This window comes from Pseudomonas sp. GW821-FHT07F05 (assembly GCF_059418765.1).
Window position 1 is genome coordinate 1 of sequence record NZ_JBWKQL010000004.1, and the last position, 19,268, is coordinate 19,268.

Genomic DNA, 19,268 nt, shown 5'->3' on the forward strand with positions numbered 1-19,268 from the left:
GGTTACTTGGGGTGCTTTTCCAAGTAACTCGCCGAAGGCGAAACAGTCTGCCCCCAGGCAGACGCTCTTGATCTTGAGAGCTCCTGAAAGCCAAGTAAAAGCTAACGATTTGCCACGCCTCACAAGGGCTGCTAAAACTCAAGCGTCTGGCGCTGTTTCATACAAGGAATTTGCCAATGTCAGTTACCTCCGAACGCTCCAAAGATGGCCAAGAGCTGACCATCACCATCAAAGGACGCTTCGACTTCTCGAAGCACCAGGACTTTCGTGGCGCCTACGAAAAAGAACACGAGGCCAAACGCTATACGGTTGACCTGAAAGACACGACCTACCTCGACAGTTCAGCGCTCGGTATGCTCCTCCTGCTGCGCGACCATGCCGGCGGCGAAAGAGCCGAAGTCCAGTTGGTCAACTGCACCGCCGACGTCCACAAAATCCTCACCATCTCCAGCTTCTCCAAACTCTTCAAAATCGCCTGATGATCTCGCCTGCCTCCGATCGCCTGACGGTCCTCATCGCTGATGACAACGTCAGCGACCGGATGCTCCTGTCCGCCATCGTCAGCCGCCAGGGCCATGACGTCCTGACCGCCAGCGACGGCGCCGAAGCGGTCGGGCTGTTCGAGCGTCGGCGGCCGCAACTGGTGCTGATGGACGCCATGATGCCGGTCATGGACGGCTTCGAAGCGGCGCGCCAGATCAAGACACTCGCGGGTGACGCGCTCGTCCCGATCATCTTCCTGACGTCCCTGACCGAAGGCGAAGACCTTGCCCGTTGCCTCGACGCCGGCGGCGACGACTTCATTGCCAAGCCCTACAACCAAGTGGTGCTGGCCGCCAAGATCAACGCCATGAACCGCCTTCGCGTGCTGCAGGAAACCGTCCTGCACCAGCGCGACCTGATCACCCGCCACCACAAATACCTGCTCAACGAACAGCGCGTGGCCAAGGCGGTGTTCGACCAGATCGCCCACTCCGGGTGCCTGAGTTCGCGCAACATCCGTTACCTGCAATCGCCCTACGCGCTGTTCAACGGCGATTTGCTTTTGGCCGCGTGGTCGCCGTCCGGCAACATGCACCTGCTGCTGGGGGATTTCACCGGCCATGGTTTGCCAGCGGCGGTGGGCGCGATGCCGCTGGCCGAGGTGTTCTACGGCATGACCGCCAAGGGGTACGGCTTGTCCGAAACCCTGCGGGAGATGAACGCCAAGCTCAAACGCATCCTGCCCGTCGACATGTTCTGCTGCGCCGCGTTGCTGTCCCTGAACTTCAAGCAGCAACTGGTCGAGGTCTGGAACGGCGGCCTGCCGGATGGTTACCTGCTGCATGGCGACGACCGGCCGCACACGCCGCTGATTTCGTCCAACGTGCCCCTCGGTGTCTTGAGCGCCGGCAGCTTTGACGACAACACCCAGGTGTATCCCTTCGGCCCGGGGGACCGGGTGTTTCTGCTGTCCGACGGCGTGGTCGACAGCACCGGCCAGGACGGCGAACTGTTCGGCGCCCGGCGTCTGCAGAATGTGCTGGTGAGCAACCGCAACCCGGCGCTGCTGATCGAAGAAGTGCAGTGGGCCCTGGCGCGCTTTCGCGGCCAGGCGCGGGACGATGTGAGCATGGTCGAAGTGGCCTTCACCGAGCCTGACCTGCTTGGCCCGCCCTCGGTCATCTACACCGACAGCGGCGATTCCAGCCCGCTGGATTGGTCCGCGTCGTTCGAGTACCGCGCGGCAACGCTCAAGCGCTTCAACCCGCTGCCGTATCTGTTGCAACTGCTGCAGGAGGTACATGGCTTGCGCATGCAGAGCAGCGAGCTGTATATCGTGCTGTCGGAGCTGTACAGCAACGCGCTGGAGCATGGCGTGCTCGGGCTCGACTCGGCGCTGAAGCGCGACGCCGCAGGTTTTGGGCTTTACTACCAGCAACGCGCCGAACGCCTCGATCGTCTGGTGGACGGTTTTATCCGCATCGATTTCCAGATCGTCCCGGACGGCGAGGGCGGTCGCCTGACGGTGCGGGTGCAGGACAGTGGTGCGGGTTTCGATTCCGATCGCGTGCTGGCGCTGCCGCGTGCGGTCACCCAATTGTCCGGGCGCGGCCTTGCGCTGGTCCGGCAGCTCAGCGACCGCTGTCGGTGGTCCGATGATGGCCGGACGGCCAGCGTGGAATTTGCCTGGGAGGGTCTGGCATAATCCCCGCGTCTTGATCAAGGAGTGAACAAGTGTCGAATAATCCTGTGGACTTCAACGTGCTCAGCACGCTGCGTGACGTGATGGAAGCTGAATACCCGGCGCTGCTGCAGGTGTTCATTTCCGATTCCATCAATCGGGTCAACGACATGACCCTGTTGTTGCGTGACCCTTCCTTCACTGCCTCCTCCAGCGCCTCGCTGCAACGCCTCGGCCTGATGGCCCACAGCTTCAAAGGCAGCACCGGCAACATGGGCGCCACGCATTTGTCAGAACTGTGCCTGCAACTCGAAGAGCAGGGGCGCGGCATGGTGACAGCGGATGACGCCCGGATAAGGCGTCTGGTGTTCGAGATCAAAGAGGAATTCTGCGCCGTCAGGAAAGTTTTCGAAGACGAACTGCAACTCTGCCACGCCAGCCACTGAGCCGGGCGTTGCCCTCCGGCTTCTGCGTCGGACTCACGTTTAATCCAGCCTCTCTCGCTACATGGCCCGCCATTTGCTTTGTCTCTCTGTAATTGTGCTCTTGCGGAGATTCACATGGCGCTCGCCACCAACCCATTACTGACGGCTTTGACAGCGGCCAAAGCCCAGAAGGCCGGGAATAATGCCCCGACCAAGGCGCCGGAACCCGTCAAGCACAGCAGTTCCAGCTTTTCTGACGTATTCGCCAGGCAGGCACCGGTCAAGTCTCACGGTGCGGATAATCCGGCGCCCAAGCCGGCAAGCGCCAAGAGTTCGGCAGCCGACGACAAGCCTGCCGCCAGCCATACGTCTGCCGCCGCCGACAAGTCCGTTGCCGATAACGGCAATGGCTTGCCTGCCAAGCCGGTGAACGGCAAGGCCGACGATGAGGCCGGCGCGGGCAAAGGCGATGCTCACGACAAGGATGACGGCACTGACGATCCGAAAGACCCGACCCTCGCGGATGCGCCGCCGGTAGACCCTGTGCCGGACCCGACACTGGCCGTCACGCCGCCGGTTCAAGAGCCCGTGGCCGTCGCGCCTCCCGTTCAGCCAGTCGTAGATCCGGCGCTTCTCGCCGGCACGCTGCCCGTGATGCCGCCGCCTGCGGTGCAGGCGCCGACCGCTGCAACCGACGCAACCGACGCTGCCGGCGACGATTTCGATCCGTACGCCGATCCGCTGGAAGGCTTGACCGCTGTGCAGGTCGCCCTGGAAAACAAGGCCCAGCAGACGGCGCAGAACAACGGTGTGCAGGGCGACGGCAAAGGTGGGGGCAAGCAAGACCCGAACGCCGATCCTTCGCAACTGCTGGCCACCAACCTGGCGGCGCTGGGCGACCAGCCTGTGGACAAGAGCACCACCGAAGGCGGCGGCGACAAAGCCTTCAGCGGCTTGCTGGCTGACGGCCTGAAAGACGTGAAGGCCGCCACCAGCGATACGCGAGTGGACAACTTCGCCGATCGACTGGCGGCCTTGTCCCAGGCCGCGCAAGTGAAAAACACGTCGACGTCGACTCCTGCCACGCCATTGCTCAATCAGCCATTGGCGATGAATCAGGGGGGATGGACTGAAGGCGTGGTCAACCGTGTGATGTACCTGTCGAGCCAGAACCTCAAACAGGCGGACATCCAGCTGGAGCCCGCTGAACTGGGCCGTCTGGACATCCGCGTCAATATGGCGGCGGACCAGCAGACCCAGGTCACCTTCATGAGCGCCCACGTTGGCGTGCGTGAAGCGCTGGAAAGCCAGATGTCTCGCCTGCGCGATTCCTTCGTCCAGCAGGGCATGGGCCAGGTCAACGTCAACGTCTCTGACCAGTCTCAGGGCTGGCAGCAACAGGCTCAGCAGCAGTCTGGTGGCGATGGTCAGCGCAACGGCGGCGGCAGCCGCGTCAACGGTGCCAGTGGCAGCGACCTCATCGCCGACGGTGCTCCGGTGGACGCCGCCTCGGCGGCTGCCAGCGCACCGCTGACCGTGGTGGGTTCCAGCGCGGTGGACTATTACGCCTGAAAACGCCTTGCCAACGCTTGGGCGTTGTCAGTTGCGGCAAGGGGTTAGCGGCAAGCGGCAAGTAAAAGCAGGATCAAGGGCGGTAGTGCGTGGGAGACCCCGGTTTCTCGGGCTCTGCCGCCTTTTGCTTTAGCTTGCCGCTTACCTCTTGCAGCTTGAAGCTGCCCATGTGGCACAACCCTTGCTCTTCCTCTGTCACGCAACACCGAACCCCTTGGATAGTGACGGATTATTGGCATGGCGAAGAGTGACGACGCAGCAGTGGCGGACCCTGCAAAAAAGGGCAAGTTGAAAGTCATCATCCTCATTGTGGTGGGGCTGCTGCTGGCCATTGGTGTGTCGGTAGGCGCGACCTGGTTCATCATGCACAAGGCCGAAAGCAAGCCGGACGCCGCCGCCATTGCGGAAGCGGCGAATGCCAAAAAAGAGGCGATCTTCGAACCGCTGACGCCGCCCTTCGTCGTCAACTACAACGTCAACGGTCGTCAGCGCTACATGCAGGTCAGCATCACCTTGCTGGCCCGCGACCACGCCGACCTTGAAGCGTTGAAAGCGCACATGCCGGTCATCCGTAATAACCTGGTGATGATGTTCTCCGGCCAGCCATTCGATACCATCGCAACGCCGGTGGGCATGGAAATGCTGCGCCAGAAGGCGGCAGCCGTGGTCCAGGAAGTGGGCCAGAAAGAGCTGAGCAAGAGCGTGATCGAACAGGTACTTTTCACTAACTACGTACTGCAGTAGGACCACGACATGGCCGTGCAAGACCTGCTGTCCCAGGATGAGATCGACGCGCTGCTGCATGGCGTCGACGACGGTCTGGTACAGACCGATAGTGTTGCCGAGCCTGGCAGCGTAAAGAGTTATGACCTGACCAGTCAGGATCGCATCGTCCGCGGACGCATGCCGACCCTGGAAATGATCAACGAGCGTTTCGCCCGTTACACCCGCATCAGCATGTTCAACTTGCTGCGCCGCTCGGCCGACGTGGCCGTGGGTGGCGTGCAGGTGATGAAGTTTGGCGAATACGTGCACTCGCTCTACGTGCCGACCAGTCTGAACCTGGTCAAGATCAAACCCCTGCGCGGCACCGCGCTGTTCATCCTCGACGCCAAGCTGGTGTTCAAGCTGGTGGACAACTTCTTTGGCGGCGACGGTCGCCACGCCAAGATCGAAGGCCGTGAATTCACCCCGACCGAGCTGCGCGTGGTGCGCATCGTGCTGGATCAGGCGTTCATTGATTTGAAGGAAGCCTGGCAGGCGATCATGGAAGTCAACTTCGAGTACATCAACTCGGAAGTGAACCCGGCCATGGCCAACATCGTCGGCCCGAGCGAAGCGATCGTGGTGTCCACCTTCCACATCGAACTGGACGGCGGTGGCGGCGATCTTCACGTGACCATGCCGTATTCGATGATCGAGCCGGTGCGCGAAATGCTCGACGCCGGTTTCCAGTCGGATGTCGACGATCAGGACGAACGCTGGGTCAACGCCCTCAAGCAGGATGTGCTCGACGTGTCGGTGCCGTTGCGCGTCGCGGTCGCTACGCGTCAGCTCAAGCTGCGCGACATCCTGCACATGCAGCCGGGCGACGTGATCCCGGTCGATCTCCCGGAACACCTGGTCATGCGCGCCAACGGCGTGCCGTCCTTCAAGGTCAAACTGGGTTCGCACAAAGGCAACCTGGCCCTGCAAGTCGTCGAACCCATAGAACGCCGCTGACGCTCCGTCGCCGGCAAAACGAATGTGCTGCGTACACGAATCAATGTTCCCCGAGGACAACCATGGCTAATGACAACGATATGACTTCCGCAGACGACCAGGCTCTGGCCGACGAGTGGGCTGCTGCACTGGGTGAATCCGGGGACGGGCAAGCGGACATCGACGCGCTGCTGGCGGCCGACGCCGGCAACAACGCCAATCGCATGACGATGGAAGAATTTGGCGGCGTGGCGAAAAGCAACGGCGCAGTTTCGCTGGACGGCCCGAACCTGGACGTGATTCTGGATATCCCGGTGTCGATTTCCATGGAAGTGGGCAGCACCGACATCAACATCCGCAACCTGCTGCAGCTCAACCAGGGCTCGGTGATCGAGCTGGACCGTCTGGCCGGCGAGCCGCTGGACGTGCTGGTCAACGGCACCCTGATCGCCCACGGCGAAGTGGTGGTGGTGAACGAAAAGTTCGGCATCCGTCTGACCGACGTGATCAGCCCGAGCGAACGTATCAAGAAGCTGCGTTAAGTGCGCGGCGTGATCAGAACCCTGTCGAGCCTGCCGCTGTTGGCGATGTCCTGGGCGGTAATGGCGGCCGATCCGGCGACGCCTGCCGCGCCTGCTGCAACGACGGCGACGACGGCTGCGACGGTTGCGACGGCAACGCCTGCGGTCGCCGCGCCCGTCGCCGGTTCGGTGAACGGCGGGATGGCCGGTCAGTTGCTGCAACTGGTGCTGGGGCTGCTGCTGGTGATCGGGCTGATCTTCGTGCTGGCCTGGCTGATGCGCCGGGTGCAGCGGGCAGGGCCGGCTGGCAATCAGGTGATCAAGCTGGTGGGCTCCCGCGCGTTGGGGACGCGTGATCGGCTGGTGCTGGTGCAGGTCGGCAACGAACAGGTGTTGCTGGGCGTCTCGCCCGGCAGCATCACTGCGCTGCACGTGATGAATGAGCCGGTCGAGGTCCCTGACGCGCAAAACGCGCAGCCGGAGTTCGCCAGGCGTTTGCTTGAAGCGCTGGGCAACAAGGGCGCGGCGGGGCAACGCCCAGGCATGAATATTTTCGGTGTCGCCGGCAAGAAAGCAGGCACGCCAGGCACGACGGGCAAGCCAGATACTTCGGATCAGAAGGACATGAACTGATGCGCATTGTTTTGACGCTGCTGCTGTTGCTTGCAGCGCCCCTGGCGTTCGGCGCCGATCCGTTGTCTATCCCGGCCATCACGCTGGGCACCGGCGCCAACGGCCAGCAGGAATATTCGGTCAGCCTGCAGATCCTGCTGATCATGACGGCGCTGAGCTTCATCCCGGCGTTCGTCATGCTGATGACCAGTTTCACGCGGATCATCATCGTCTTCTCGATCCTGCGTCAGGCCCTGGGCCTGCAACAGACGCCGTCCAACCAGATCCTCACCGGCATGGCGCTGTTCCTGACCATGTTCATCATGGCGCCGGTGTTCGACCGGGTGAACAACGATGCGCTGCAGCCGTACCTGGCGGAAAAACTCACCGCCCAGGACGCCGTGGCAAAGGCCGAAGTGCCGATCAAGGACTTCATGCTGGCGCAGACCCGCTCCAGCGATCTCGAGCTGTTCATGCGTTTGTCCAAGCGCACCGACATTCCGACCCCGGATGCGGCGCCGCTGACGATTCTGGTGCCGGCGTTCGTGACCTCCGAACTGAAAACGGCGTTCCAGATCGGCTTCATGATTTTCATCCCCTTCCTGATCATCGATCTGGTGGTAGCGAGCATCCTGATGGCCATGGGCATGATGATGCTGTCGCCGTTGATCATTTCCCTGCCGTTCAAAATCATGCTGTTCGTGCTGGTGGATGGCTGGGCGCTGATCATCGGCACACTGGCCGGCAGTTTTGGTGGTGTATGAACCTGTTTGACGTGGAGTGCGCAGCATGACCCCGGAAGTAGCCGTCGACCTGTTTCGCGAAGCGCTGTGGCTGACCACGACCATGGTCGCCATTCTGGTGGTGCCGAGCCTGATCGTCGGCCTGATCGTCTCGATGTTCCAGGCCGCCACGCAGATCAACGAACAGACCCTGAGCTTCCTGCCGCGCCTGCTGGTCATGCTGGTCACGCTGATCGTGGTCGGCCCGTGGATGGTGCGCACCTTCATGGAGTACATCACCAATCTGTACACCAGCATTCCCCAAGTGATCGGCTGACCCCTCGATGGAACCTGTGCTGGCGTTGACCGACACCCAGATCAGCACATGGGTGGCGGCGTTCATGCTGCCGCTTTTCCGCATCGGCGCGCTGCTCATGACCATGCCGATCATCGGCACCACGCTGGTTCCCAAGCGGGTGCGGCTGTATTTCGCGCTGGCGATCACGGTGGTCGTCGCGCCTAGCCTGCCGCCCATGCCCGCCGTCCATGCTCTGGACCTCAGCGGGCTGCTGCTGATCGCGCAACAAATCCTCATCGGCGCCGGCATGGGCCTGTCGTTGCAGCTGTTTTTCCAGGCCTTCGTGATCGCCGGGCAGATCATCGGGATTCAGATGGGCATGGGCTTCGCGTCCATGGTCGACCCGGTCAACGGCGTGTCGGTGGCGACCATCGGGCAGTTTCTCACCATGCTGGTGACCCTGCTGTTCCTGGCCATGAATGCTCACCTGGTGGTGTTCGAAATCCTCATCGAGAGCTTCACCACCCTGCCGGTGGGGCAGGGCATCAGTACATCGGACATCTGGCTGCTGGTGATGCGTCTGGGCTGGGTGCTCGGCGCGGCACTGGTGCTGGTGCTGCCGGCCATCGCTGCGCTGCTGGTGGTGAACATCGCCATGGGCGTGATGACCCGCGCGGCGCCACAGCTGAATATCTTTTCCATCGGTTTTCCGCTGACGCTGGTACTGGGGATGGTGATTCTGTGGATCACCCTCGGCGACATTCTCAATCAATACCAACCGCTGGCGGTCGACGCCCTGCAGTTGCTCAGAGACCTGGTCAAGGCGCGCTGACATGGCCGAAAGCGAGAGTGGTCAGGACAAGACAGAAGACCCCACGGACAAACGCAAACGCGACGCCCGGGAGAAGGGCGAGATCGCCCGCTCCAAGGAGCTCAATACGGTCGTGGTGATGATCGTGGGCGCTGCGGGGCTGCTGGCGTTTGGCGGCTCCATGGCGGAAATGATGATGCAGTTGATGCGCGACAATTTCACCATCACCCGCGAGGCGATTCTCGACGAGCGCAGCATGGCGATCATGCTAATGGCCTCGGGCAAGGCGGCGTTGCTGTCGGTGCAGCCGATCCTGCTGGCGTTGACCGTGGCGGCGTTCGTCGGCCCCATTTCCCTCGGCGGCTGGCTGTTTGCCGCAGGCTCTCTGGCGCCCAAGTTCAGCCGCATGAACCCGGCCGCCGGGATCAAGCGGATGTTCTCGCCCAAGGCGCTGATCGAGCTGCTGAAGTCGCTGGCGAAGTTTTTGATTGTGCTGGCGGTGGCGCTGGTGGTGCTGATGAAGGACAAGGGCGACCTGGTGTCCATCGCCCATGAGCCGCTGGAAATGGCGGTGGTGCACAGTTTGCAGTTGGTCGGCTGGAGCACGCTGTGGATGGCGCTGGGCCTTTTGATCATCGCGGCGATCGATGTGCCGGTGCAGTTGTGGGAGTCCCACAAGAAGTTGCTGATGACCAAGCAGGAGGTGCGTGATGAGCACAAGGACAGTGAGGGTCGGCCGGAGGTCAAGCAGCGGATTCGTCAGTTGCAGCGGGAGATGTCGCAGCGGCGGATGATGGCGGCGATTCCGGAGGCGGATGTGATTATCACGAACCCGACGCATTATGCGGTGGCGTTGAAGTATGACGCGGAGCGGGGCGGGGCGCCGATTCTGTTGGCCAAGGGCAGTGATTTCATGGCGCTGAAGATTCGGGAGATTGCGGCGCAGCATGAGATTTTGTTGTTGCAGTCGCCGGCGTTGGCGCGGTCGATTTATTACAGCACTGAGTTGGATCAGGAGATTCCGGCGGGGTTGTATCTGGCGGTGGCGCAGGTGTTGGCGTATGTGTATCAGATTCGGCAGTATCGGGCGGGGCGTGGCAAGCGGCCTGATCCGCTGAGGGATAATCTGCCGATTCCGCCGGATTTGAGGCGTGATTCGTAAGTCTTTTTCAAGATCTTTAAGATCAACAGCGTCTGCCTGGGGGCAGACTGTTTCGCCTTCGGCGAGTTACTTGGAAAAGCACCCCAAGTAACCAAGGGTGCTTGCTCCTGGTTGGGCTCCTCCTTCGTCGGAGTACCTTCACTCCGGTTTCGCTCCGTGGGCCCGCGCCGAACGGGCATCCATGCCCTGACGGCGCTCTCGCCGCATCCATGCGGCTCGGCCCACTCCGCGAAACCTCCGTTCAGCCTGCACCCAAGTCGCGTTTTGTGGTGTCTGGACTTGCTTCGTAGGAAAGATCAAAAGCAAAGCAAGGCAGATCAAGAGCAGATCAGTCGCTAAGGACTTGTGGGAGTGAGCTTGCTCACGAAGGGGTTGGTACATCCACCGAATTTCTGGTGTTTGAAATGCAGCATTCGCGAGCAAGCTCGCTCCCACAGGGAGGGATACTGTCAGCAAAAATGTCGGCGCCTGAGCTGGCCTCTTCCCGGCTAAAGCCGGTCCCACTAAAGGCACCGCGTACACACTGTGTGACCGGCTTTAGCCGGGAAGCCTTTGATCTTGATCTTCGTACACAAAAAGTCCAGACACCGCCAATCGCGACTTGGGTGCAGGCTGAACGCAGGTCTCGCGGAGTGGGCCGAGCCGCATGGATGCGGCGAGAGCGCCGTCAGGGCATGGATGCCCGTTCGGCGCGGGCCCACGGAGCGAGACCGGAGTGAAGGAACCCGACGAAGTCGGGCCCAACCAGGAGCAGGCACCCTTGGTTACTTGGGGTGCTTTTCCAAGTAACTCGCCGAAGGCGAAACGGTCTGCCCCCAGGCAGACGCTCTTGATCTTCGTACGGAGGGCCGACGTCAGCTTGATGACAGCGCAAACAGAAAGCGTCTAGAGTGACCTCAGTCCCTTTCTAGGCCTCGCCACTTGACCATTCGATCGAATGCAGCGCCACTGTCTGACGCTCAGTCCAGCGCCGAAGCGTTGAATGTCCTGTTGCTGGCATGCGCCACAGGCAATCGGTTGGCGTTCGAAGCGATGTATCACGCCACGTCGTCCAGGCTGTTCGGTATATGCCTGCACTATTCCGGCAATCGGGCCGAGGCGGAAGAGGTCCTGCAGGAGGTGTACATCATGGCGTGGCTGAAGGCCTCTCGATTCGATCCGCAACTGGCCAGCGCCATCACCTGGCTCTCGACCATGGCCCGCCACAAGGCGATTGACCGGCGCAGGGCTCATCGCCGTCACGATCCCCTCGAAACCATCCCCGAATTTCCCACCCAGGACGACCCCATCCCGGACGCCCTCGAGCGCGAGCAGCAGGGCAGTCAGCTGGACCGCTGCCTTGAAACCCTCGAAGAAGCGCAGCAACGCTATATCCGCGTGGCGTTCTTCGAGGGTTGTTCCTACGCCGAACTGGCCGAGCGCCACGGTATTGCGCTGGGGACGATGAAAAGCTGGATTCGTCGCGGGCTGCTTCGACTGCGCTTGTGCCTCGGCCTATGAACGATCATCCCGTGCCCCCCGACGAGACCCCGGACCTGCTGATCGCCGAGTACGTGCTGGGCGTGCTCAGCCGCGAAGAGCGTGAGCGGGTGGAGGCGATGATTGCGCTGGAGCCTCGCCATCAACGCGCGCTGGCGCAATGGCAGGAGCAGTTCGCCGAGTGGCTCGGTCAATTGCCCGCGTCCAGTCCTCCCGCGGGCACCTGGGGCAGGATTGAGCAGCGGTTGTTTGCGGGTGCCAGCCATTCGCCGTCACGGGTGTCAGGCTGGTGGAACAGCCTAGGGCTCTGGCGCTGGACAACGGCGGCGCTGGCTGCCGGGTTGCTGGCGTCGGTGCTGACGCTTCAGCAACCTGTTCCTCGACCGACGTCGGGGCCGGCCTTGTTGGCGCGTCTCGAACAGAGCGACGGCACGACGCTGTTTGCCGCGACGATCAATCCGGGCAGTCGAAGCGTGCTGTTCGTCAACACGGGCCGCGCCGACTGGCCGGGTAAAAGTGCCGAGGCGTGGGTAATCGCCGCCGATGGCAAGCCTCGGTCGCTGGGCCTGCTGCCGGCCAATGCCCCCGCAACATTGAACGTAGCGCCGCCACTGGCTGACCTGCTCGCCAGCGGCGCGGTGCTCGCGATCACCCTTGAGCCGTTGAACGGATCGCCGAGCGGGCTGCCGACCGGACCGGTCGTCGCCCAGGGAAAAATATCCTCACTCTGATGCATCCGTTCCGGCGCCCGCTTCGTATATCTCCCACCTTCATCCGAAGGACCTAAGAATCCGGGAGAACTACCATGTTGACCCTCGCCAAACGCATCGCCGCTGTCTCGTTCGCTGCCCTTTGTCTTGCTGCATCCCCCGGCTTTGCCGCCGATACCGTCATGGTCGGTGGCGCCGCCATGTACCCGACCAAGACCATCGTCGAGAACGCCGTCAACTCCAAGGACCACACGACCCTGGTGGCGGCGGTCAAAGCTGCAGGTCTCGTAGACACCCTCAACAGCAAAGGCCCGTTCACCGTCTTCGCCCCCACCAACGAGGCATTCGCCAAGCTGCCGGCCGGCACTGTCGAAACGCTGGTCAAGCCGGAGAACAAGGCTGACCTGACCAAAATTCTGACGTACCACGTTGTTGCCGGCACCCATACCGCCAAACAATTGATGGCGGACGCCAAAATGAACGGCGGCAAGGTGATGCTGAAAACCGTACAGGGCGAATCCCTCACCGTGATGCCCCATGACGGCAAGCTCTGGGTGATGGACGCTAAAGGTGGCAAAAGCGCGGTCAGCATCGCTGATGTGATGCAGTCGAACGGCGTCATCCACGTGGTCGATTCGGTGCTGATGCCGTAATCGCTGACCTGATCGTTGCAGCACCCGGCGGACGCTCATTCCGTCCGCCGGGTCCATGGCCTGGCCTTTCTGCGGGCGCCATGTCGATCGACTCAATGCCCTTCTGCTCATCCTCCGCGTATCCCCGCCACTCGCCGCACAGATTTATTTTCAAATCCCTGCATCCAGTTCCCTTTCCCCCGGGTAGTACAAGTAGTAGCGATGGCTGCTGACCTGTTTATCCAATGGAGAGATGGCATGAACGCTAAAAAATTACTGGGCACGTTCGGTGTTTCATTGGCTGCCACTTGCCTGCTGGCAACGGCGCCGGCGGCTTTCGCGCAGATGGCGTTGCCGGATACGGTGAAGGTTCCGGACGGTCACAAGATCGCCATGGAGACGGTAGGCGTGGGCGAGATCACCTACGAGTGCCGCGACAAGCCCAACGCCGCCGGCCAGACCGAATGGACATTCGTCGGCCCGAAAGCGGTATTGAATGATCGCAGCGGCAAGCAGGTCGGCACCTACTTCGGGCCACCGGCGACGTGGCAGGCCGCTGACGGTTCGAAGATCACCGGCACCCAGCTCGCTTTGGCCCCCGCCGGGACGGGCGACATTCCGTATCAGCTGGTGAAAGCCAACCCTGCAGAAGGCAAGGGCGCGATGAGCAACGTCAGCTACATCCAGCGGGTGGCGACCAAAGGCGGTGTCGCGCCGAAGATGGAGTGCTCGACGGCGACCAAGGGCAAGCAGGAAATCGTGAAATATCAGGCGGACTATATTTTCTGGGCCGCGAAGTAGACCAACGTCCCACGTCAGGCAGCGTCGCCGACGTACAAAGTCATCTACGCTGCACCGACGCAACCCCGGCCTTTGGGCTGGGGTATTTCTTTTCGTTGGCGGTTGAACATTTTGTCCCTACCTGAAGACTGTTTTGACTACGAAGCCTGCCTGGCGGCCTGCGCCCGAGGTGAGCAGCAGGCGTTGCACGCGCTCTACACGCAAGAAAGCGCACGTCTGCTCGGCGTCGCCAAGCGGATCGCCCGCAGCGACGCGCTGGCCGAGGACATCGTGCACGACGCCTTCCTCAAAATCTGGACCCGCGCCGGCAGTTTCGACCCGGCGCGAGGCACTGCCCGTGGCTGGATCTTCAGCGTGACCCGGCACCTGGCGCTGAACTTCATGCGTGACAACGCGTACATCGTTCAGGTCAGCGAACAGAGCGAAAGCGCGTTACTGGCCGAGGCCTCTCTGGAGGCAGCCACCGACGCCGACTCCTTCGAATACCGTGCCCGCTCGGGGCGTATTTACGGGTGCCTCGAACAACTGGAACCGGCGCGTCGCAACTGCATTCTTCATGCGTACGTAGACGGTTTTTCGCATTCGGAGATAGCGCAGAAAATCGGCGCGCCACTGGGCACGGTAAAAGCCTGGATCAAACGCAGTCTGGTGGCATTGCGGGAGTGCATGGGATGACAGGCTATCCGTCGAACGACAGCGCCGATGAACTGGACGCACTGGCCAGCGAGTACGTGCTAGGCACACTGCCGGCCGAGCAACGCCTCAATGTCCAAAACCGCCTCGCCACGGACGCCGACTTGCGTACGGCGGTGGACGCATGGGAAGGGCGCCTTCTGGCCTTGACCGAACTCGCCGAACCGCACACCCCAAGCCCACGGCTGTGGGACCGGATCGAGCGCAGCGTCAACAGCCGTGACCGCCGAGTTCCCGTACAAACGCCTGCCGTGACGTCGCATTCCTGGTGGGATCTCCTGCCCCTGTGGCGCGGACTGGCCGGCGCAGGACTCGTTGCGACCCTGCTGCTGGGCTCGATGCTCCTGACCCGAACCGCCCCGGTGAACCCCACGACCTACCTCGTCGTGCTCGTTGCCCCGCAAAACCAGGCCCCCGGCTGGGTCATCCAGGCCAGCAACCCGGAAGAAATCCAGCTGATACCGCTCGGCGCCACCCCAGTCCCCGCCGACAAAGCCCTCCAGTTCTGGACCAAGGCCGACGGCTGGCAGGGCCCCGTGTCCCTGGGCCTGGTCAAACCCGGCCAGACCCTCTCCGTACCGGTGAACAAACTGCCGCCGCTGCAACCCAACCAACTCTTCGAACTCACCCTCGAAAACCCCAACGGCTCCCCGACCGGCAAGCCTACGGGGCCGATTCAATTTATTGGGCGGGCGGTGAAAGTGATCTAGCGGCTGGACGCGGAGCGTCGAGGGCGGCATTCCCACGCAGAGCGGGGGAACGATCGGCCAATCATCTAGCGTCTGGAAGGCCGCTTTCGTGAGCAAGCTCACTCCCACATGAGCGTCGTTTGCCCTTGATGATTTGCGGTGTCACATCTGACGCCTTCCCGGCTGAAGCCGGTCCCACAAATAGCAGCGCGTGCATTCAGCGAAATGGGTGGTGGTCACACCGGCCTCTTCCCGGCTGAAGCCGGTCCTACAAGGGCACCGCGTGCAGTCAGTGGGACCGGCTTTAGCCGGGAAGCTTTTGCCTTTGATCTTCCTACGCAAAAAGTCCAGACACCACAAAACGCGACTTGGGTGCAGGCCGAACGCAGACGACGCGCAGTGGGTCGAGCCGCAGGGATGCGGCGAGAGCGCCGTCAGGACATGGATGTCCGTTCGGCGCGGGCCCACGGAGCGTCGTCGGAGTGAGGGAATCCCGACGGAGGAGGGACCTAGCCAGGAGCAGGCACCCTTGGTTACTTGGGGTGCTTTTCCAAGTAACTCGCCGAAGGCGAAACCGAGGCCTTTAGGCCGACGCTTGTGATCTTGGCGTACTAAGCCACGACTCAGATCTCAAATCTAAATACTGGCACTCTGATATTTTCACCCAATCCCAAATGTTGGACCCCTTCTTGCAATAACCCCCGATACAACGCTTCGGCGTCAAAAGATTGATTTAACGCGCAGGTGCCCATCGGTGGAACGCTCACAACTCATCTCCCACGCCAGAACCGGATTGATCGGCCTGGGCCGTGGACAACTTGGCGTCCCGCTACTGCTCCTCGTCATGCTCGCCATGATGATGCTGCCCATGCCGCCGTTCCTGCTCGACGTCTTCTTCACCTTCAACATTGCCCTGTCCATCGTCGTCCTGCTCGTCTGTATCTATGCCCTGCGGCCCCTCGACTTCTCCGTATTCCCGACCATCCTCCTCGTCGCCACCCTGCTGCGACTGGCCCTCAACGTCGCCTCCACCCGCGTCGTCATGCTCCACGGCCAGGACGGCCACGCCGCCGCCGGTAAAGTCATCCAGGCGTTCGGTGAAGTCGTCATCGGCGGCAACTACGTCGTCGGTATCGTCGTCTTCGCCATCCTCATGATCATCAACTTCGTCGTCGTCACCAAAGGTGCCGGCCGGATCTCCGAAGTGAGCGCGCGCTTCACCCTCGACGCCATGCCCGGCAAACAGATGGCAATCGACGCCGACCTCAACGCCGGCCTCATCGACCAGCCCGAAGCCAAACGCCGTCGTCTTGAAGTCGCTCAGGAAGCCGAGTTCTACGGCTCCATGGACGGTGCCAGCAAATTCGTCCGCGGTGACGCCATCGCCGGCCTGCTGATCCTCTTCATCAACCTCATCGGCGGCATGCTGGTGGGCATCCTGCAACACGGCATGAGCTTCGGCGACGCCGGCAAGGTTTATGCTCTGCTGACCATCGGTGACGGTTTGGTGGCGCAATTGCCATCCCTGCTGCTGTCCACCGCCGCCGCGATCATGGTGACCCGTGCTTCCGGTTCGGAAGAAATGGGCAAGCTGGTCGGTCGGCAGATGTTTGCCTCCCACAAGGCGCTCGCCGTATCCGCCGGCATCATGATCGTCATGGGCCTGGTCCCGGGCATGCCGCACTTCTCCTTCATCAGCCTCGGTCTGGTGGCTGCCGGCGGCGCCTACCTGCTGTGGAAGAAAGAGAACCAGGTCAAGCTGGCTGCCGTGCAAGAGGTCAAGCGTCAGCAAGAGCTGCTGCCATCGCCGACCCGCGCGCAGGAATCCAAGGAACTGGGCTGGGACGACGTGACCCCGATCGACATGATTGGCCTGGAAGTCGGCTACCGCCTGATTCCGCTGGTGGACCGCAACCAGGGTGGTCAATTGCTGGCGCGGATCAAGGGCGTGCGCAAGAAGCTCTCTCAGGAGCTGGGCTTTCTCATGCCGACCGTGCACATCCGCGACAACCTCGACCTGGCGCCCAGCGCCTATCGCCTGACCCTGATGGGCGTGACCCTGGCCGAGGCCGAGATCTACCCGGACCGCGAACTGGCGATCAACCCCGGTCAGGTGTTTGGCAGCCTCAACGGCATCACTGCCAAAGACCCGGCGTTTGGCCTGGAGGCCGTGTGGATCGAAATCAGCCAGCGTGCCCAGGCGCAATCCCTCGGTTACACCGTGGTGGACGCCAGCACCGTGGTGGCGACTCACTTGAACCAGATTCTCTACAAGCACTCTCATGAATTGATCGGCCACGAGGAAGTCCAGCAATTGATGACCCTGCTGGCCAAGGGATCGCCAAAACTGGCGGAAGAACTGGTCCCGGGCGTGCTGTCGCTGTCGGCCCTGCTGAAGGTGCTGCAGGCGTTGCTCGCCGAACAGGTGCCGGTTCGCGATATTCGCTCCATTGCAGAAGCCATCGCCAACAACGCTGCGCGTAGTCAAGATACCGCCGCGCTGGTGGCTGCCGTACGGGTCGGATTGTCCCGCGCAATCGTCCAAAGCATTGTCGGCATTGAGCCGGAGCTGCCTGTGATCACCCTTGAGCCAAGGTTGGAACAGATATTGCTAAATAGTCTGCAGAAGGCAGGTCAGGGTCAGGAAGAAGGCGTTCTCCTCGAACCGAGCATGGCTGAGAAACTTCAGCGCTCGTTGATCGAAGCGGCGCAGCGTCAGGAGATGCAGGGGCAGCCGGTTATTTTGTTGGTCGCAGGTCCGGTTCGCGCCATGTTGTCCCGCTTTGGACGGTTGGCTGTACCGAATATGCATGTTTTGGCTTACCAGGAAATTCCTGACAATAAGCAAGTCACCATCGTAGCGACTGTCGGGCCTAACGGCTGAGGTAGTGAGTCATGCAAGTTAAGCGTTTTTTCGCCGCCGATATGCGACAAGCCATGAAACTGGTTCGCGATGAGCTGGGCGCTGAAGCCGCCATCATCGGCAACCGGCGGATCGCTGGCGGCGTGGAACTGACCGCCGCCCTGGACTACAAGCTGTCTGCGCTGGCCCCGCGTGTACCGAACATCGAACTCGAAGATGAGCTGCGCAAGACTCAGTCGCTCATCGTCACTGCTCAGGCTGAGCTGACCCACCGCAGCGAGCTGGACACTGTCGCCAACCGTCAGTTGTTCGCCGGACTTGCGATGGATGACAGCAAGCAGATCGAACCGACGCTGGAAGAACCGTTTCGCCCGTCCGTCCACGCCGCAGTGGCCGCCGAACGCGCCGAGCGCAACGCCGAGCCGGGCGTTGGCGACCGTGCCTACGAAGCGATGCGCTCCGAATTGAACGGCCTGCGCGAACTGCTGGAAGTCCAGCTGGGCTCGCTGGCCTGGAACCAGCTGCGAGACGGCCGTCCGCAACAGGCCAATCTGTGGCGCCGTCTGCAACGGGTCGGCCTTTCCGGCCCGCTGTCCCGCGACTTGCTGGCGATGGTCCCGGACTCCAACGATCAGGCTCACACCTGGCGCATGCTGCTGGCCCATCTGGCCCGCATGATTGCCACGCCGGACGTCGAGCCACTGGAAGAGGGCGGTGTGATTGCCATGGTCGGTCCTGCCGGCATGGGCAAAACCACCACGCTGGCTAAACTGGCGGCCCGATATGTGTTGAAATACGGCGCGCAAAATATCGCGCTGGTGAGCATGGACAGTTTCCGCATTGGCGCTCAGGAGCAACTGAAAACCCTGGGCCGGATCCTCAATGTACCGGTCACCCACGTCGACCCGGGCCAGTCCCTGGCACAGGCGCTGGAGCCGCTGTTGCGCAAGCGCGTGGTGTTGATCGACACCGCCGGCCTGCAAGCCAGCGATCCGGCCCTGCGTCTGCAACTGGAAACCCTCGCCGGGCGTGGCATCAAGGCGCGCAACTACCTGGTGCTGGCGACGACCAGCCAGAAGCAGGTGCTGTCAGCGGCTTATCACAGTTACAAACGTTGCGGCCTGGCCGGGTGCATCCTGACCAAGCTCGACGAAACGGCCAGCCTGGGCGAAGTGCTCAGCCTGGCCGTGACACACGAACTGCCTGTGGCCTATCTCACCGATGGCCCACGGATACCGGATGATCTGCATTTGCCGCGTCGGCACCAATTGGTGAGCCGGGCTGTCAGCGTGCAGATGCAGGAGGAGCCAAGCGAGGAAGCGATGGCGGATATGTTTGCGGATCTTTATCACAGCACCGGCAAGCGCGCGGGCTAGGTGAAGAAAATGACAGTGGAATTTTCCTGCATCGATG

At 61.9% G+C, this 19,268-nt stretch carries 19 protein-coding genes and 1 pseudogene; all 20 read left to right on the forward strand.

The genetic code is table 11. The features are described 5' to 3' along the window. Positions 1-176 precede the first annotated feature (176 nt). The 20 genes and pseudogenes from AC07RO_RS11250 to flhF all read left to right on the forward strand — a co-directional run bounded on the left by AC07RO_RS11250 (position 177) and on the right by flhF (position 19,231). Positions 177-479, forward strand: a complete 303-nt coding sequence (locus AC07RO_RS11250) for an STAS domain-containing protein (RefSeq protein WP_192174143.1) — start codon at positions 177-179, stop codon at positions 477-479. Continuing rightward, entirely contained in the window at positions 479-2,188 is a 1,710-nt protein-coding gene (locus tag AC07RO_RS11255; protein ID WP_495086043.1) for an ATP-binding SpoIIE family protein phosphatase, read from the forward strand. Before AC07RO_RS11250 ends, AC07RO_RS11255 begins: the two co-directional genes overlap by 1 nt. 29 nt (positions 2,189-2,217) lie before the next feature. Then, positions 2,218-2,610, forward strand: coding sequence for an Hpt domain-containing protein (locus AC07RO_RS11260; RefSeq protein WP_495086044.1), 393 nt, complete (start codon positions 2,218-2,220; stop codon positions 2,608-2,610). 114 nt (positions 2,611-2,724) lie between these two features. Next, on the forward strand, positions 2,725-4,161 hold the full coding sequence (locus AC07RO_RS11265) for a flagellar hook-length control protein FliK (protein WP_495086045.1): 1,437 nt from the start codon (positions 2,725-2,727) through the stop codon (positions 4,159-4,161). Between the two features lie 237 nt (positions 4,162-4,398). Beyond that, complete coding sequence (gene fliL / locus AC07RO_RS11270) at positions 4,399-4,905, forward strand: flagellar basal body-associated protein FliL (RefSeq protein WP_192174147.1); 507 nt, start codon at positions 4,399-4,401, stop codon at positions 4,903-4,905. Positions 4,906-4,914: 9 nt separating this feature from the next. Continuing rightward, a complete protein-coding gene (gene fliM, locus AC07RO_RS11275) occupies positions 4,915-5,883 on the forward strand; it encodes a flagellar motor switch protein FliM (protein WP_133775890.1) in 969 nt (322 codons plus the stop codon). A 62-nt stretch (positions 5,884-5,945) separates the two neighbouring features. After that, positions 5,946-6,404, forward strand: a complete 459-nt coding sequence (fliN, locus tag AC07RO_RS11280; protein ID WP_192174148.1) for a flagellar motor switch protein FliN — start codon at positions 5,946-5,948, stop codon at positions 6,402-6,404. Next, positions 6,405-6,896: pseudogene (fliO, locus tag AC07RO_RS11285) on the forward strand (flagellar biosynthetic protein FliO); the annotation flags it as partial. A 119-nt stretch (positions 6,897-7,015) separates the two neighbouring features. Beyond that, complete coding sequence (gene fliP / locus AC07RO_RS11290; protein ID WP_192174149.1) at positions 7,016-7,759, forward strand: flagellar type III secretion system pore protein FliP; 744 nt, start codon at positions 7,016-7,018, stop codon at positions 7,757-7,759. Between the two features lie 25 nt (positions 7,760-7,784). Next, on the forward strand, positions 7,785-8,054 hold the full coding sequence (gene fliQ / locus AC07RO_RS11295) for a flagellar biosynthesis protein FliQ (protein WP_065987304.1): 270 nt from the start codon (positions 7,785-7,787) through the stop codon (positions 8,052-8,054). Between the two features lie 7 nt (positions 8,055-8,061). Beyond that, positions 8,062-8,847, forward strand: coding sequence for a flagellar biosynthetic protein FliR (gene fliR, locus AC07RO_RS11300; RefSeq protein WP_065987305.1), 786 nt, complete (start codon positions 8,062-8,064; stop codon positions 8,845-8,847). A gap of 1 nt (position 8,848) precedes the next feature. Next, positions 8,849-9,988: a flagellar biosynthesis protein FlhB gene (flhB, locus tag AC07RO_RS11305; RefSeq protein WP_192174150.1), complete on the forward strand. Its 1,140-nt coding sequence runs from the start codon at positions 8,849-8,851 to the stop codon at positions 9,986-9,988. Positions 9,989-10,909: 921 nt separating this feature from the next. Then, on the forward strand, positions 10,910-11,488 hold the full coding sequence (locus tag AC07RO_RS11310) for a sigma-70 family RNA polymerase sigma factor (RefSeq protein WP_346628756.1): 579 nt from the start codon (positions 10,910-10,912) through the stop codon (positions 11,486-11,488). An 11-nt stretch (positions 11,489-11,499) separates the two neighbouring features. Continuing rightward, positions 11,500-12,198, forward strand: a complete 699-nt coding sequence (locus AC07RO_RS11315; protein WP_495086046.1) for an anti-sigma factor — start codon at positions 11,500-11,502, stop codon at positions 12,196-12,198. A 74-nt stretch (positions 12,199-12,272) separates the two neighbouring features. Continuing rightward, positions 12,273-12,830: a fasciclin domain-containing protein gene (locus AC07RO_RS11320; RefSeq protein ID WP_495009937.1), complete on the forward strand. Its 558-nt coding sequence runs from the start codon at positions 12,273-12,275 to the stop codon at positions 12,828-12,830. Between the two features lie 237 nt (positions 12,831-13,067). Next, positions 13,068-13,610: a DUF3455 domain-containing protein gene (locus tag AC07RO_RS11325; protein WP_346626659.1), complete on the forward strand. Its 543-nt coding sequence runs from the start codon at positions 13,068-13,070 to the stop codon at positions 13,608-13,610. Between the two features lie 111 nt (positions 13,611-13,721). Continuing rightward, the gene (locus tag AC07RO_RS11330) at positions 13,722-14,285 is read left to right on the forward strand and encodes a sigma-70 family RNA polymerase sigma factor (RefSeq protein ID WP_346626660.1); all 564 of its coding nucleotides are present in this window, start codon (positions 13,722-13,724) and stop codon (positions 14,283-14,285) included. Continuing rightward, a complete protein-coding gene (locus AC07RO_RS11335; protein WP_282373148.1) occupies positions 14,282-15,013 on the forward strand; it encodes an anti-sigma factor in 732 nt (243 codons plus the stop codon). Before AC07RO_RS11330 ends, AC07RO_RS11335 begins: the two co-directional genes overlap by 4 nt. Positions 15,014-15,746: 733 nt before the next feature. Continuing rightward, positions 15,747-17,876, forward strand: coding sequence for a flagellar biosynthesis protein FlhA (flhA, locus tag AC07RO_RS11340; protein WP_346626661.1), 2,130 nt, complete (start codon positions 15,747-15,749; stop codon positions 17,874-17,876). An 11-nt stretch (positions 17,877-17,887) separates the two neighbouring features. Beyond that, complete coding sequence (flhF, locus tag AC07RO_RS11345) at positions 17,888-19,231, forward strand: flagellar biosynthesis GTPase FlhF (protein WP_192174156.1); 1,344 nt, start codon at positions 17,888-17,890, stop codon at positions 19,229-19,231. Positions 19,232-19,268: the final 37 nt, after the last annotated feature.

Bases quoted from the DNA above. Each gene is read 5' to 3' on its own strand.
- AC07RO_RS11250 (WP_192174143.1), top strand. From the start codon at position 177: ATGTCAGTTACCTCCGAACGCTCCAAAGATGGCCAAGAGCTGACCATC.
- AC07RO_RS11255 (WP_495086043.1), top strand. From the start codon at position 479: ATGATCTCGCCTGCCTCCGATCGCCTGACGGTCCTCATCGCTGATGAC.
- AC07RO_RS11265 (WP_495086045.1), top strand. From the start codon at position 2,725: ATGGCGCTCGCCACCAACCCATTACTGACGGCTTTGACAGCGGCCAAA.
- fliL (WP_192174147.1), top strand. From the start codon at position 4,399: ATGGCGAAGAGTGACGACGCAGCAGTGGCGGACCCTGCAAAAAAGGGC.
- fliM (WP_133775890.1), top strand. From the start codon at position 4,915: ATGGCCGTGCAAGACCTGCTGTCCCAGGATGAGATCGACGCGCTGCTG.
- fliN (WP_192174148.1), top strand. From the start codon at position 5,946: ATGGCTAATGACAACGATATGACTTCCGCAGACGACCAGGCTCTGGCC.
- fliP (WP_192174149.1), top strand. From the start codon at position 7,016: ATGCGCATTGTTTTGACGCTGCTGCTGTTGCTTGCAGCGCCCCTGGCG.
- fliQ (WP_065987304.1), top strand. From the start codon at position 7,785: ATGACCCCGGAAGTAGCCGTCGACCTGTTTCGCGAAGCGCTGTGGCTG.
- fliR (WP_065987305.1), top strand. From the start codon at position 8,062: ATGGAACCTGTGCTGGCGTTGACCGACACCCAGATCAGCACATGGGTG.
- flhB (WP_192174150.1), top strand. From the start codon at position 8,849: ATGGCCGAAAGCGAGAGTGGTCAGGACAAGACAGAAGACCCCACGGAC.
- AC07RO_RS11320 (WP_495009937.1), top strand. From the start codon at position 12,273: ATGTTGACCCTCGCCAAACGCATCGCCGCTGTCTCGTTCGCTGCCCTT.
- AC07RO_RS11325 (WP_346626659.1), top strand. From the start codon at position 13,068: ATGAACGCTAAAAAATTACTGGGCACGTTCGGTGTTTCATTGGCTGCC.
- AC07RO_RS11335 (WP_282373148.1), top strand. From the start codon at position 14,282: ATGACAGGCTATCCGTCGAACGACAGCGCCGATGAACTGGACGCACTG.
- flhF (WP_192174156.1), top strand. From the start codon at position 17,888: ATGCAAGTTAAGCGTTTTTTCGCCGCCGATATGCGACAAGCCATGAAA.